A 14,144-nucleotide genomic window follows, 5' to 3' on the forward strand; every position below is an offset into this window, starting at 1 on the left:
ATGGGGTTTCCGATGGTTCAAGTGCCGGTAGCTTGACGGTGGCGGCGCACGGTATCCCGCAGACGATCGTTCACCGGTTGCGGATTGATCAGGACTTCGACGAAGATCCTGTGGTCGTTGCTCGATAGGCTGAGCCACTGGCGGTCCTCGGCATTCGCGCCGGTCTCTTCACGCATCGGCTTTTCCTCCTGCGTAGGACTTACTCTGTCCTTGGTCATCAAAGCCCCTCTTTCGCCGCTTCGGCCAGCCGCGCCGCGTAGCGGGCCATGGTGTCGATCTCGAGATTGACGCGGTCACCGACCTTGCGCTCGCCCCAGGTGGTCACGGTCAGCGAATGATGGATCAGCAGCACGTCGAAGCGGGTCCCCTCGACCTTGTTGACGGTGAGCGAGGTGCCGTCGAGCGCGACGGAGCCTTTCGGCGCGATGAATTTCGCCAGATGGCGCGGCGCTTCCAGCGTGAAGCGCACCGCGTCGCCCTCATCCTTACGTTCGACGATCTCGGCGGTGCCGTCGACATGGCCCGAAACGATATGGCCACCAAGTTCGTCGCCGATCTTCAGCGCCCGTTCGAGATTGACTTTGGTGCCGGATTTCCAGCCAGAGGCGGTGGTCAGCCGCAAGGCTTCCTCCCACGCCTCGACCTCGAACCAGCGCGCGTTCGAGCCGCTGTCGGGCAAAGCCGTGACCGTCAGGCAAACGCCGCCGCAGGAGATCGACGCGCCGATGGCGATGGTCGCGGGATCATAGGCGGTGTCGATGCGCAAGCCGACGCCTTCGCTCAGCGACTTGATAGCCGCGACGGTGCCGATATCGGTGACAATTCCGGTAAACATCGATGTTGTCTTCCCGTTTTGACCATGACCTTGTCCGAAAACCGGGTCCCACTTTTCGGGATCATGGTCTATCCCGTTTGACCATGATCTTGTCCGAAAACCGGGTCCCACTTTTCGGGATCATGGTCTAGAGGTCTCTAATCCACTCGGCGTAACCGTCTTCGCCGAAGCGCATCTCGCGCAGCTTGTGAAAGCCTGCCGGGATATGGTCAGCGTCGATGGGCGATGCAATGCCGCCCTCGCCGATCGCTTCCGGTCCCTGGAACAGCACGATACGGTCCACCAGCCCGTCAGCCAGGAAGGCGCTCGCCACCCTGGCGCCGCCCTCGACCAGAACGCTTGCCATGCCGAGCGCCGCCAGATCCTCGAGCAGTTCCGGCAGTGCGACGCCGCCTTCATGGGTTTCCGTGCCGATGAAGCGCACGCCGGCGCGCTCGAGGGCCGCCCTGCGCTGCGGATCGGCCTCCAGGCAAGCCGCGACGTAAAGCGGCACGCGATCCACGCCCGAAACCAGTTTCGAAGCCTCCGGCAGTCTGATCTGCCGGTCGAGCACGATGCGCGCCGGCGAACGGTTCTCGAGCCCCGGCAAGCGGACCGTCAGCGCCGGGTCGTCCTCCAGCGCCGTGCCGATGCCGACCAGGATAGCGTCCGCCTCGGCCCGCATCAGATAGACTTCGCGGCGGGCCATGTCGCCGGTGATCGCGACCTGGCCGGCGCCCTCCCTGCCGATCTTGCCGTCACTGGAAAGCGCAAGCTTCAGAATCACTTCCGGACGTTTTCTGAGTGATCGAATGAGATAGCCGGCCATCTGCTCGGCGGCTTGCGCCGCCAGTACCTTTTCGACCACCTCGATGCCGGCAGCTCGCAGAATAGCATAGCCCTTGCCGGAGACGCGCGGATCAGGATCGCTGGCGGCACCGACGACGCGCGCGACGCCGGCATTGACCAGCGCATTGGCGCAAGGCGGCGTGCGGCCGTGATGAGCGCAGGGCTCCAGGGTGACGTAGGCCGTGGCACCACGCGCGAGTTCGCCCGCTTCGGCCAGCGCCTCTGTCTCGGCATGCGGCCGGCCGCCGACTGCCGTCACGCCGGTGCCGACGATCATCGGTCCGGCGCCGTCATCGCGCACGATCAGCGTGCCGACGGAAGGGTTGGTCGAGGTCCTGCCGGCATTCCTGCGCGACAGCCGTAGCGCTGCGGCCATGAAACGGTGATCAAGGGCCGCTTGTGCGGCCTCGCCCTGTCGCGATCCTGCCATGCTCAGCCGGCTTCCTCTTCACTCTTGTCTTCGTCGCCCTTCAGTTCGCCCAGCAACTCGTGGAAATCCTTGGCCTCGCGGAAATTGCGGTAGACCGAGGCGAAACGCACATAGGCGACATCGTCGAGCGACTTCAGCGCCTCCATGACCAGTCGGCCGACCTCGCCCGAGGCCACTTCCGTCTCGCCGGAGCTTTCGAGCTGGCGCACGATGCCGGTCACCGCGCGGTCGATGCGCTCGGGATCGACATTGCGCTTGCGCACCGCGATCTCGACCGAGCGCAGCAGCTTGTCGCGGTCGAACGGCACTTTTCGCCCCGACTTCTTGACCACGACGAGGTCGCGCAGCTGCACGCGCTCGAAGGTGGTGAATCGGCCACCGCAATCGGGGCAGACACGCCGCCTGCGGATCGCCGCGCCGTCCTCTGCGGGGCGCGAATCCTTCACCTGCGTATCTTCGGACTGGCAATAGGGACAGCGCATGGAGAGCCTTGGGTTCGCGAATCTGGTGAGGCGAAAGGCTTAGAGCCTTTCCGGCCGGGATTGAAGCAATTCCGTGTCTTCGACGGCCTGCTGCGTCAGAGATAGCGAGGCACGAGGAAGATTGCCAGCGGCGCCTATGCCGATCCGGTTGTCCGCGTCACGGCGCAACGTCCTTGGTCGGGAAGCCGCAGGATACACCAAGGCTGCGATAGGCCTTGGTAAAGCCGTCCATCGGGATGCTGGCGATAGCCTGCTTGCCGAAAGTCACGTCGAGCGAGGTGGCCTGGCGCATGGCACGCAGCAGCGCGAGACTGGTCTTGGGCTGATTGTCGACCGTCCAGGTCGGACGGCCATTGACCGCGTCGTTGGAATAGACAGTCGTCGAAACCTTGACGCCGGGATCGCCGAAAATCGCCGCGATCTTCTTGCCGGTCTGCAGGCTCCTGTTGTCGATGGTGATCATGACGGCCGGATAGGCATCCGGCGGCAGCGCATCGCCGTTCGAGATCGACAAGGTCAGCGTGCCCGAATTGCCACCCGCATCGTAGAACGCCGTCGAAGCCGCGCAGGTCTTGCGCGCATCCTGGCCGGTGTCGAGCGTATCGACCATGGTTGTCCATAGACCGAACGTGCTGGTGGCAGGCATGTCGGGGGCCGGCTGCGTCTGCGCCAAGGCGGACCCGCAAGCAGCCAGCCAGCCCAGAGCGCCGAGTGAGGCAAGACGAAAATCGCGCATCATCAATTCTCCAGTTCCATGCGCCACCCGACCAGGGGTGACGCGCTGCCGGCGGATAAAAGATGACGCTTCGCGTCTGGTCAATCGAGATAAGTGTCTTGTCAATCGAGATAAGGGGCTGGTCAATCGAGATAAGGATGGTCAACCAAGATAAGGATAGAGCGGAAAACGATCGGTCAACGACACCACCTTGGCCTTGACGGCCGCCTCGACTGCGGCATTGCCCTCGTCGGAATTGGCGACCTTGAGACCGTCCAGCACTTCGGCGATCAGTTTGCCGATCTCGCGGAATTCGGCCTGGCCGAAGCCACGCGTGGTGCCGGCGGGCGTGCCGAGCCGCACGCCCGAGGTGACGAAGGGCTTTTCCGGATCGAAGGGGATGCCATTCTTGTTGCAGGTGATGTTGGCGCGGCCAAGGGCTGCCTCGGCGCGCTTGCCGGTGGCGTTCTTGGGGCGCAGGTCGACCAGCATCAGATGGTTGTCGGTGCCGCCGGACACGATGTCGAGGCCCGTTTCCTGAAGGCTGCAGGCCAGAGCCTTGGCGTTGGCGGCGACGCTCTCGGCATAGATCTTGAAGCTCGGCTTCAGCGCTTCCCCGAAGGCGACCGCCTTGGCGGCGATGACATGCATCAGCGGTCCGCCCTGCAAGCCGGGGAACACCGCGGAATTCATCTTCTTGGCGATGTCCTCGTCATTGCACAGGATCATGCCGCCGCGCGGGCCGCGCAGCGATTTGTGGGTGGTGGTCGTCACCACATGCGCGTGCGGCAAGGGCGACGGATGCACGCCGCCGGCGACGAGGCCCGCAATATGCGCCATGTCGACCATCAGATAGGCGCCGACCGCATCGGCAATCTCGCGGAAACGCTTCCAGTCCCAGATGCGCGAATAGGCGGTGCCGCCGGCCAGGATCAGCTTCGGCTTGGTCTCGTGCGCGGTCTTTTCGATCGCGTCCATGTCGAGCAGATGGTCTTCCTTGCGCACGCCATAGGACACGACCTTGAACCACTTGCCGCTCATGTTGACCGGCGAGCCGTGCGTGAGATGGCCGCCGGAATTGAGGTCGAGGCCCATGAAGGTGTCGCCGGGCTGCAGCAACGCCAGGAACACCGCCTGGTTCATCTGGCTGCCGGAATTGGGCTGGACGTTGGCGAAGTTGCAGCCGAACAGCTTTTTCGCCCGCTCGATGGCCAGTTCCTCGGCCACGTCGACGAACTGGCAGCCGCCATAGTAGCGCTTGCCCGGATAGCCCTCGGCATATTTGTTGGTCATGATCGAGCCCTGCGCCTCGAGCACCGCGCGGGATACGATGTTCTCCGAGGCAATCAGTTCGATCTCGTGGCGCTGGCGGCCGAGTTCGTTGCGGATGGCGCCGAAAATCTCCGGATCGGCATCGGCAAGCGTGGTCTCGAAGAAAGATTCGAATTTGTTCGACGCTGCCGCTGCAGTTGCCATGGCCTGAAAAATCCTCTGGTTCGGGGCAATTTGTTTCTGCATGTCGTTGCCCCAAAATCGCTGCGCAGTTCCGGGCGACACGCATTGCCGCGCCATTAACACAGTTGTTTTGGCCTCGCCACGTTTGCAGCGCGAAATTTGCTGGCCGTTTTGCGGCAGCGACTGCAAATCCACGGCGTCAGGCTTCCGCAATTCCTATTTCCGCGTCTGTCTGCCGTTCAAAAGGGCTTCCATGAGGGTGATCTCGGTGAACAACGCCCGCGCCGTGTGGTCGTTGATCTCGCCACGGCGCAGCATGGCGCGCAGGGCGTCGCGCTCGGCGGCTATGCCGGCAAGCCTGAGGTCGATCTCCAGCCTGCCAGCCTCCCGCACTTCGGCGCGCGCCTCGTCGGCCTCGTCGGCCGCCGCGATGCGCCGCCGATAGGCGGCGACAATGCCGTTGGCGGCGGCGAGCCTGATGCCAGGCACGTCGCCCTCCTCCTCGTCCGTCTGCGTGATGCTCTCGAGGTGGGCGATTGCCGCCTTCGCCGCGCCGACGCGCGCCAAGCGTTCCTCGGCGGCGCCGGCATCTTCTCCCGGCTCGACCACCCCGCGCGCGATCACCGGCAAGGCAAGGCTGGCGATCACCAGCGAGCAGATGATGACGCCGGCGGCGAGGAAGATGACAAGGTCGCGCGCGGGGAATGGCGAGCCGTCCTGCAAGGCCAGCGGCAGCGACAGGATGCCGGCCAGCGTGATGGCCCCGCGCACGCCCGCCACCGATCCGGCCAACCGCACGCGCAGGCCGAACGGCTCGGCCTCACGCTTGCCGAGCCGCGCCGCGATCCCCGCCGTGATGTCGCCGATCCAGATCCAGACGAAGCGAAGCGCGATCAGGCACAATGTCAGCGCCAGAACAGTCAGCACCGGCTGGAGGACGGGATAGTGGCCGGTGAGTTCCGCCGGCACGTTGCGGATGATTTCGGGAAGCTGCAGGCCGAGCACAATGAACAGCGCGCCGTTGAAGACGAAGGAAAACGTCGTCCACAACGAGATGGTCTGCATGCGCGCCGAGACGCCAAGGAAGCGGAATATGCCCGTGCTCCCGGTCAAAAGGCCCGCGGTGACCGCGGCCAGGATACCCGAAGCCCCGAAATGCTCGGCCGCGAGATAGGCGACGAAGGGCAGCAGGATGGTGATCAGCACCTGTGCCTCGGCCGGCACGCCGCCAATGCGGTTCAAGAGTTGCAGCATCTTGGCGGCGACGAACAGGGCCGCTACCCCGGCCAGGATGCCGACCGCCACGGCATAGAGGAAACTGAGCGAGGCGGCGGCGAAGGAGAAACTGCCAGTCAATGCCGCCGCGACGGCGAAGCGGAACATCACCAGGCCCGACGCGTCGTTGAGCAGCGACTCGCCCTCCAGGATGTGCATCAGCCGCGCCGGCACCACGTTCCTGTCGACGATCGAGGAGACAGCCACCGCATCCGTTGGCGACAGCACCGCGGCGAGCGCGAAGGCCACGACCAGCGGAATGCTCGGCACCAGCCAGTGCAAGGCATAGCCGAAGCCGACAATGGTGAAGAAGACGAGGCCGATGGCGAGATCGAGTATCGGCCGGCGCAAGGCGATGAGTTCGCGCTTGGGCGCGCCAAAGGCGTCGCTGAACAGCAGTGGCGGAATGAACACCAGCAGGAACAGTTCCGGATCGATCTCGACATGGATGCCGCGCACCGGCCAGGCAAGTGCTGCGCCTATGGCGATCTGCAGCACCGGCAGCGGTACCCGCACCAGGCGCACCAGCGCGCCGGAAACGGCGACGAAGACGAGCACGATAAGGATGAAGATGGCGGTTTGCATGGCGCGATTCCGGCTGCCGGGGGACCATGCGCAATCGCCGGCGCCGCGTCCAGCCAGGCCGCGCCGGCACCGAGATGACCAAAGGCCAGCCCCGAGCTCGGCGCCGTCAATCGTGCGGAAGCTTTGGCATCGCTGGCCAATCAGCGGCTGCGCCGCAAACAGAAAAGCCGCCTCGAAGGCGGCTTTTCGTCAAAATTATCAGGCGCTTAGAGCGAAGACGTGATCTGCAGCTCGCTGTTGCCGTCGAGCGCATAGACGTCGTCGCGGAACTGGACGACGCCGGGGCCGGTCGACCAGGCCGACAGATAGAGGAAGTGCACCGGGACCGGGTTGGTGACCTGGATCGGCGTGTTCTGGCCCGTCTTGATCGCCGCCTCGAAATGCTGGCGGTCCCAGCCGGGTGTGTCGCGCAGGATCCAGGTGACGAGGTCGCGCACGTTCTGGACGCGCACGCAGCCCGACGAATCGAAACGCATCATCTTGCCGAACAGGCTCTGCTGCGGCGTATCGTGCATATAGACGCCATCCGGGCTCGGGAAATTGATCTTCACCGACGCCATGGCGTTTTCCGAACCGGGATCCTGGCGGAAACGGTACTTGGCGGCATCGTCGGTCGACCAGTCGACGTTCATCGGATCGACTTCGCTGCCATCCGGCGCGAACAGGCGGATATGGCTGTTCTTCAGATAGTCGGGATCCTTCCGCATCAGGGGAATGATGTCCTTGCGCACGATCGAGACCGGCGCGTTCCAGTACGGGTTGACGATGATCTCGTTGATCTTGGAATTGACGATCGGCGTCTGGCGATCGATCTTGCCGACGATTGCCGTGTGGCGGAGCACGACGCGGTCGTTCTCGACCGCTTCGATCTGCGCCGCCGGAATGTCCACCAGCACATAGCGGCTGCCGAGCGTGCCGGCCTTCTCCTTCAGCCGCTGCAGATTGGTCTGCAACTGACCGAGCCGGATCTGCGCCGAAACATTCATCGCCGCATAAGTGTATTTGCCCATCGAGCCGTCCGCCGGAAGACCGTGGCGCAACTGGAAGCGCTTGACCGCGGAGTCAACATAGGAATCGAAGGCCGTCGAAATGCCGGCGCTCTGCGACAGGTCGCCCGCAATCATCAGGCGCTTGCGCAGCGGCACGACGTCCGGGTCATCGACACCGAGTTCCAGTTTCTTAGTGGCGGGAACGTCTGTCCAACCGCCCTGGCTGACAATGTTCTGGTATTGCGCTACCGCCTGTTCCGTGAATGCAACGGTCTGCAGACTGAAGATCGGCAGCGTCGAGGCCACCTTGCCGCCTTCGCTGGCGCGGGCGTCGAACTGGTCATCCCAATTGCCGCGAGCCGAGGATTTCAGGATATCCCCGATCACATCCTGCGCACTCGCGCGGCCGGCCACCATGGCGGCGGCGAGCGCTGAGGCTCCAGAAAGGAAAAAACGGCGGCTGGTTCTCATGGGCGTTCCAGACATTCTTGCTGTGTTCGATCTCGCTCGGTTTGCTCTCAACGGGCGATTGAGCCCGCAGTCTAGGGTTGGCAATGTTAAGAATTAGCCAACCATGACCTGCATCGCACAGGCGTCAAAGGCGCTGTCGCGATGCGGGTTCAAGTGAGCGCAAGCGCTGGCCGGCAGCATCACCCGCATCCTCGCTTCCACCGCGATTATGGCGGCAACGTGGCCTTGGCCCGCAATATGCTTCGGGCGACACCGCGAAAAGAAAGAACCGGTGCTTTTCGGCACCGGTGACAATCCAGATATCCCGATCCGCAGATATCCAGTCCGAAGCCAACCTCGTCCTCGACCATCACCGTCGTGCGAGAAGCCTCAGCCTTTTGGGTCCGGACGTGCTTTTGGATCCAGACCTGGCTTTGGCGTCAGACCTGGCTGCGCCTTCAGTTCCGAGCAGCGCTGCAACACTTCGTTTTGAGGATAACGCAGGACTTTGTTGTCCAGTTTGAGCAGCAATTCCCGCCTCTTTTCAGCGCCCTGCTCATCGTCCGTACAGGTCATGTCCAGAATGACGGCATCCAGGCGATTGATCTTCTGAACCTTGTCCAGCCTGCAGCCGACCTCCCACATGTCCACGGACTTGTCGGTAATTGTCACGATCGAGTCATTGTTGTCGCACGGACTGCTGCCCTCGGTGGCGAAGGAATCTTTCCACCAGTCCTCGGCGAAAGCCATTTGCGACACCATCGCAAGCACCGCAGCGACAGAACAGATCCTGAAACGCCCCTCTCGTCCCATCATGCCTCCCTCGTGTGGTGACATTAGGCACTGCGGAGGCGAAAGCAAAGCCTGGGCCGGGACGGCCGTGCGCCACAAGAAAATGGACCGGTGCTTTCGGCACCGGCCCTGACTGAAGGTCGCTCTTGCGGCCGCGCTTCTTTGGCGCGGGCCAGATCCGCTGCGACGGACGCCTTACATGCGATAGGCGATGGTGTCGTTCCAGAAGCGGTCGAGCCGCTGCAGGGCACGGTTCATCTGCTTGAACTCGTCGGTGTTGATGCCGCCGACCTGCTCGATCGAGCCGACATGGCGCTCATAGAGACCGGCGACCACATCGGCCACTTCGTTGCCCTTCGGCGTCAGCGAGACGCGGACCGAACGGCGATCGATGCGCGAACGCTGGTGGTTGATGAAGCCGAGATCGACCAGCTTCTTCAGATTGTAAGACACGTTCGAGCCGAGATAGTAGCCACGCGAGCGCAGTTCGCCGGCGGTCAGTTCGGAGTTGCCGATGTTGAACAGCAGCAGCGCCTGGATGGCGTTGATGTCGGAACGGCCGTTGCGGTCGAATTCGTCCTTGATCACATCAAGCAGGCGGCGGTGCAATCGCTCAACAAGCTGCAGCGATTCCATGTACAGGGAACGGATAGCCTCGCGGCGATCGTCGGATACGTTGGCGGTCTTCGCCGCCGGACGCGAATTGATCATTGTCTTTGCCTCTCGTTTGTCGCCCTGGTGATTTTTTGTTTTTCACCTTGATCGCGACACTATCGAATACTCATAAAATTCGACTTAAACGCTAGGGCTAACAAGAGCTTACCGGTAATAGGTTTCGGAAGAGGCTTAACGAACGGTCACCCGAGTAAGGATAATTAACCTAAAGGCTTAGGCGCTTGTCGCGGGGCCGGTTCGGGGCTGTCACGAAGTCATCAATGCCCTCAACGGCTTAGTGCCGTACGGGGCGTTTCTGCAGCCAGATGACGACGCGAAAGACGATATAGAGCAGCGCCACCGCCGCATGCGAGACGACAATCAGCAATCGATGGCCGAAAAGCTCGGGAAAGCCGGCATACATGACGGTCTCGGTGACCGCGCAAATGAACCAGATCACCGGCCCCCAGGAGGCCAGCATCCACAGCCCCGCCGCGGCAAAGGGGAAGAACACGGCGAGCATCACCGCCGCCACCTGCCAATGCACCGGCATGAGGTCGAAGCGCCACAGCGAACCTGGATAGAAGCCGATCAGCTTGACCCAGTACAGGATGCCGAACAGCAGGCAGTAGCCGGCGATGACGCGCTGGAACCAGGCGAAGATGACCTCGACCGTCGAGGGCTGAAGCACCACGCGTCTCGAGGTCACCTCGCTCATGCCAGGAGTTCCCGTTCACCGAGCGGGGCGAAATAGGCCTCGACATCGGCCTCACTGACCGCGTCGAGACTTGCCGGCCGCCATTGCGGCTTTGACCCCTTGTCGATGATGGCGGCGCGGATGCCTTCATAGAAATCGTGTCCGGCTAGCATGCGGTTGAGAATGCGGAACTCCATCTTCATGCAATCGTCCATCGACAATGTCAGCCCGGCGTTGATCTGCCGCCAGGTGACACGAAGGCTGGTCGGCGAGCGCATGCGGATCGTCGCCAACGTTTTTGCCGCGAATTCGTCCGTGCCCGCCGCGCGTTCCAGGCTGTCGACGACATCCTGCAGCGACGGTTGGGCAAAATGACGCGATATCGCTTCCAGGATCGACCTGTCGGTCTCCCGCTTTGCCTGGACGAAGAAACCGCGCAGCACCGATTCCGGATCGCCGGTCAGTACCAGCCGATCGAGGAAGCTCGCCTGGTCCTCGGCCTTGATGGTGTGAGTGGCCAGCCCCGACCACAGCGCGTCACCATAGCGGATGCGGTTGCCGGTCAGCGCCAGATACATGCCGAACGAGCCGCCAAGATCGGGCAGCAGATGGCTGGCGCCGACATCGGGGAAAAACCCGATGCCGACCTCCGGCATGGCGAACTGGGCATTCTCGGTCATCACCCGATGCGAGCCGTGGAACGAAATGCCGACGCCGCCGCCCATGACGATGCCGTCGATGAGCGCCACGTAGGGTTTCTTGAAGCGCGCTATGTAGGCGTTGAGCCGGTACTCGTCGGCGAAGAATGCGACCGGCGGCTCTCCGGCCCGGCCGGCTTCGTAGATATCCAGGATGTCGCCTCCGGCCGAAAACGCCCTGCCCTCGGCCTTGAGGACCACGACGTCGACACCGTCGTCGCGCTCCCAGGAACGCAGGGCCTTGCCCAGCGCCTCGACCATGCGATGGGTGACGGCATTGAGCGCCTGCGGCCGCGTCAACGTGACGACACCAGCCCTGCCCAACCGTTCGAAGCGAATTTCGTCGCCTCCACCAAAATCCATCGCCAGAGAATCCCTCCCCCGCGCCTGCGGGACTGAAGTGCTAAGCGGCGACCGGGCGAACGTCAATTGTCGTGTGCCGAAGCATGATCGGTTGGAATTGCTACCACACGAACGGGATCAACGCCTTCGTGCGACGCGCATAGTCTGGGAATTCGTCGGGAAATTGCCGTGCCAGAAGCCTGTCTTCCGCACCGACACGCCACAGGAAGATCCCGCCCAGCAAGATCAGCAGAAAGACGAAACCACCGCCCACCACGATCGCCGAACCGATGCATGCGACGAGGCCGCCTGTGTACATGGGGTGGCGGACATAGCGGTAAGGGCCTGACGTCACCAGTTCATGGCCGTGCTTGGCGGAGACGATCTGGCTCCAATTGCTGCCAAGGGTTTGCCGCGCCCAGACCAGGAAGGCCATCCCGGTAACGGCCACGATGACACCGATGCTGCTCAAGACGGCGTTCACGGGTGCGAAGTTGACGAACCGGAACATCGGCACACGCGGAAGCAGGAAAGCGAGTATCATGGCGAACATCAGCCCCAGTCGCTGCGCGATGTGCTCCTCGGTATCCCGTTTCACACCGAACGCCGAAACGGTCAGATAGACGATCAGCACGAGCCAGGCGGCATAGATGGACCAGACGAAAACCATGGCTTGCTCCTTCCGTCGCCATGCGGACCTAGCGTGCCGCAAGGACGCGTCAACGCCACACGGCCGGTACCGCCTCTTGGCTCGCGTCCGTGGTCGATGTTAGAAATCGACCGGCAAATGCTGGACGGCGGACGTTGTTCATGGCTCGATTTTTACGCCTTGCGCTGGTGGCAATTGGGCTGATCGGTCGATGCCTGGCCGCCCATCCTGTGCTGGCAACCACGCTGGACGAGATCTACCAGTCGCAGACCATCGTCACCGGCCAAGGCGAGGAGAACCGCCAGACAGGCTTCAGGGATTGCCTGGACAGGGTCCTGGTCAGGGTTTCGGGCGATCAGCGGTTGCTCGACAAACCAGAGATAGCGGATCTGCGCGACAAAGCCGGCAGTTTCGTCGATGCTTTCCGCTACCATGACCGGTTGGAGGGCATTCCGATCCATGACGAGCAAGGCACGCATGACCGGCCGCATGATCTGACCTGCTTCTACAAGCCTGACGTGATCGACAAGGTGCTGGCGTCGCTGGGCAGCAGGCCCTGGCTGGGCGACCCGCCGACGCTCGCGGTCTTTCTCGTTGCCGAACAGGGTGCTCGACATTTCGTCCTAAGCGCCGAGGAGCAGCGTGGCGAAACGATGCGCGAATCCTTCGTCAATGCTACCGGTCCAATGCTGATCCATGTCGCATTTCCGAAGGCTGCGCAGCTTGCCGGCCTGGGTGAAAAAGCGCTGCGCGCCGCCGACATGGCGAGGCTGGATCGGCAAGCCAAACAAGTAGGTGGCGCGCAAGCGCTCGTCGGCAGCATCGTATGGAGCGACAAGGAGCTCGGCTGGATCGCCGATTGGCGGCTAGCCGACCGCGGCAAGACCTATCGCTGGCAGGCGCGTGGCGTCAGCTTCGACGAGGCGTTTCGTGTGGCCATCAGAGGCGCGGTGCAGATTCTTTCGGGTAATGGGCAGCCTTGACTGGATAGGCAGGAGGGATAGCGCGCCCCTCTGGCCTGCTGGGCATCTCTCCACAAGGGGGGAAATTGGCAGCTTCGACCGCTGGCACAAACGTGTCGCATTGGTCAGCACCGAGGGCTCGTGGTAAAAGCCGCTGATCCGGAGTTTTGGCAATGAACAGATTCACCCCGACAAAGCCAGCCGGCGCTCGCAGCGTCGACGACGTCACCGGCAGCCGCCGCCTGCGCCGCATGCGCAAGGCCGACTGGTCACGCCGGCTCGTGCAGGAGAACCGGCTCACCGTCGATGATTTGATCTGGCCGATCTTCGTCGTCGAGGGGAAAAATGTGCGCGAGCCGATTGCGGCCATGCCGGGCGTCTTCCGCCTGTCGGTCGATCTGGCTGTCAGGGAGGCGGAACGCGCCGCCAAGCTCGGCATTCCCGCGCTCGCCACCTTCCCCAATGTCGATCTGGCCTTACGCGACCAGACCGGCTCGCACATCCTAGACCCCGACAATGTCATCAACCGCGCGACCCGCGCCATAAAGGACGCGGTGCCCGAGATCGGCATCATCACCGACGCCGCGCTCGACCCGTTCACCAGCCACGGCCATGACGGCATCCTGCGCGACGGCATCATCATCAACGACGAGACGGTCGAACAGGTCGCGGCGGCGGCCGTCATCCAGGCGGCGGCCGGCGCCGACATCATCGCGCCGTCCGACATGATGGACGGCCGTATCGGCGCCATCCGCGACGCGCTCGACGCCAACGGCTTTCAGGACGTGGCGATCATGTCCTACGCGACCAAATTCGCCTCGGCCTTCTACGGCCCCTATCGCGAGGCGGTCGGCACCGCCGGGCTGCTCAAGGGCGACAAGAAGACCTACTATATCGACCATGCCAACTCGGACGAAGCCGTGCGCGAGGCCGAACAGGACATCGCCGAGGGCGCCGACATGCTGATGGTCAAGCCCGGCCTGCCCTATCTCGACATCATCCGCAGGCTGAAGGACGAATTCCAGATGCCGACCTTCGCCTACCAGGTGTCGGGCGAATATTCGATGATCAAGGCGGCGGGCGCCAATGGCTGGATCGACGGCGAGAAAGCGATGCTGGAGAGCTTGCTTGCCTTCAAGCGCGCCGGCTGCGACGGCATCCTGACCTATTTCGCACCTGAAGTGGCGACGATGCTGAAGGGATAGCGGATAAACGATGTGAGAATTTGGCGTCAACTCGTTCTGCCGGTGGACTACCGCCCCGGCATATTGCGAGAATCAACAACTTCGTCTTATCATTCGACTTC

General features: G+C 63.0%; 15 protein-coding genes. 2 read left to right on the plus strand and 13 right to left on the minus strand.

The window, feature by feature from the left end; genetic code table 11:
• Positions 1-17: 17 nt before the first annotated feature.
• From AC0NIH_RS24190 to AC0NIH_RS24250, 13 genes are all read right to left on the minus strand, one after another.
• Entirely contained in the window at positions 18-176 is a 159-nt protein-coding gene (locus AC0NIH_RS24190) for a type II toxin -antitoxin system TacA 1-like antitoxin (protein ID WP_352711520.1), read from the minus strand.
• 41 nt (positions 177-217) lie between these two features.
• A complete protein-coding gene (locus AC0NIH_RS24195; RefSeq protein WP_023764069.1) occupies positions 218-835 on the minus strand; it encodes a riboflavin synthase in 618 nt (205 codons plus the stop codon).
• A 127-nt stretch (positions 836-962) separates the two neighbouring features.
• Positions 963-2,093 (minus strand): bifunctional diaminohydroxyphosphoribosylaminopyrimidine deaminase/5-amino-6-(5-phosphoribosylamino)uracil reductase RibD, encoded by a 1,131-nt coding sequence (gene ribD, locus AC0NIH_RS24200; protein WP_023764068.1) that lies wholly within the window; start codon positions 2,091-2,093, stop codon positions 963-965.
• 2 nt (positions 2,094-2,095) lie between these two features.
• Positions 2,096-2,575, minus strand: coding sequence for a transcriptional regulator NrdR (gene nrdR, locus AC0NIH_RS24205; protein ID WP_013895995.1), 480 nt, complete (start codon positions 2,573-2,575; stop codon positions 2,096-2,098).
• 157 nt (positions 2,576-2,732) lie between these two features.
• Complete coding sequence (locus tag AC0NIH_RS24210) at positions 2,733-3,311, minus strand: hypothetical protein (protein ID WP_023764067.1); 579 nt, start codon at positions 3,309-3,311, stop codon at positions 2,733-2,735.
• Between the two features lie 141 nt (positions 3,312-3,452).
• Positions 3,453-4,766 (minus strand): serine hydroxymethyltransferase, encoded by a 1,314-nt coding sequence (glyA, locus tag AC0NIH_RS24215; RefSeq protein WP_473466686.1) that lies wholly within the window; start codon positions 4,764-4,766, stop codon positions 3,453-3,455.
• 195 nt (positions 4,767-4,961) lie between these two features.
• On the minus strand, positions 4,962-6,605 hold the full coding sequence (locus AC0NIH_RS24220; RefSeq protein WP_473466685.1) for a Na+/H+ antiporter: 1,644 nt from the start codon (positions 6,603-6,605) through the stop codon (positions 4,962-4,964).
• A 206-nt stretch (positions 6,606-6,811) separates the two neighbouring features.
• The gene (locus tag AC0NIH_RS24225) at positions 6,812-8,065 is read right to left on the minus strand and encodes a L,D-transpeptidase family protein (protein ID WP_031250588.1); all 1,254 of its coding nucleotides are present in this window, start codon (positions 8,063-8,065) and stop codon (positions 6,812-6,814) included.
• Positions 8,066-8,434: 369 nt separating this feature from the next.
• Positions 8,435-8,860, minus strand: a complete 426-nt coding sequence (locus AC0NIH_RS24230; protein ID WP_051410526.1) for a hypothetical protein — start codon at positions 8,858-8,860, stop codon at positions 8,435-8,437.
• A gap of 171 nt (positions 8,861-9,031) precedes the next feature.
• Positions 9,032-9,547 (minus strand): transcriptional regulator LdtR, encoded by a 516-nt coding sequence (gene ldtR, locus AC0NIH_RS24235; protein ID WP_013896002.1) that lies wholly within the window; start codon positions 9,545-9,547, stop codon positions 9,032-9,034.
• A gap of 238 nt (positions 9,548-9,785) precedes the next feature.
• Complete coding sequence (locus tag AC0NIH_RS24240; protein WP_013896003.1) at positions 9,786-10,208, minus strand: DUF6163 family protein; 423 nt, start codon at positions 10,206-10,208, stop codon at positions 9,786-9,788.
• The gene (locus AC0NIH_RS24245) at positions 10,205-11,248 is read right to left on the minus strand and encodes an enoyl-CoA hydratase/isomerase family protein (protein WP_473466682.1); all 1,044 of its coding nucleotides are present in this window, start codon (positions 11,246-11,248) and stop codon (positions 10,205-10,207) included. The genes AC0NIH_RS24240 and AC0NIH_RS24245 overlap by 4 nt, the downstream gene beginning before the upstream one ends.
• A gap of 100 nt (positions 11,249-11,348) precedes the next feature.
• A complete protein-coding gene (locus AC0NIH_RS24250) occupies positions 11,349-11,897 on the minus strand; it encodes a methyltransferase family protein (RefSeq protein WP_473466680.1) in 549 nt (182 codons plus the stop codon).
• A 140-nt stretch (positions 11,898-12,037) separates the two neighbouring features.
• Here AC0NIH_RS24250 and AC0NIH_RS24255 point away from each other — a divergent pair, with 140 nt between their 5' ends.
• Both AC0NIH_RS24255 and hemB read left to right on the plus strand, forming a co-directional pair.
• The gene (locus AC0NIH_RS24255; RefSeq protein ID WP_473466679.1) at positions 12,038-12,859 is read left to right on the plus strand and encodes a DUF2066 domain-containing protein; all 822 of its coding nucleotides are present in this window, start codon (positions 12,038-12,040) and stop codon (positions 12,857-12,859) included.
• Between the two features lie 152 nt (positions 12,860-13,011).
• Entirely contained in the window at positions 13,012-14,043 is a 1,032-nt protein-coding gene (gene hemB / locus AC0NIH_RS24260; RefSeq protein ID WP_473466677.1) for a porphobilinogen synthase, read from the plus strand.
• The last annotated feature ends 101 nt before the right edge of the window (positions 14,044-14,144 follow it).

This window comes from Mesorhizobium sp. WSM1386, from assembly GCF_055901595.1.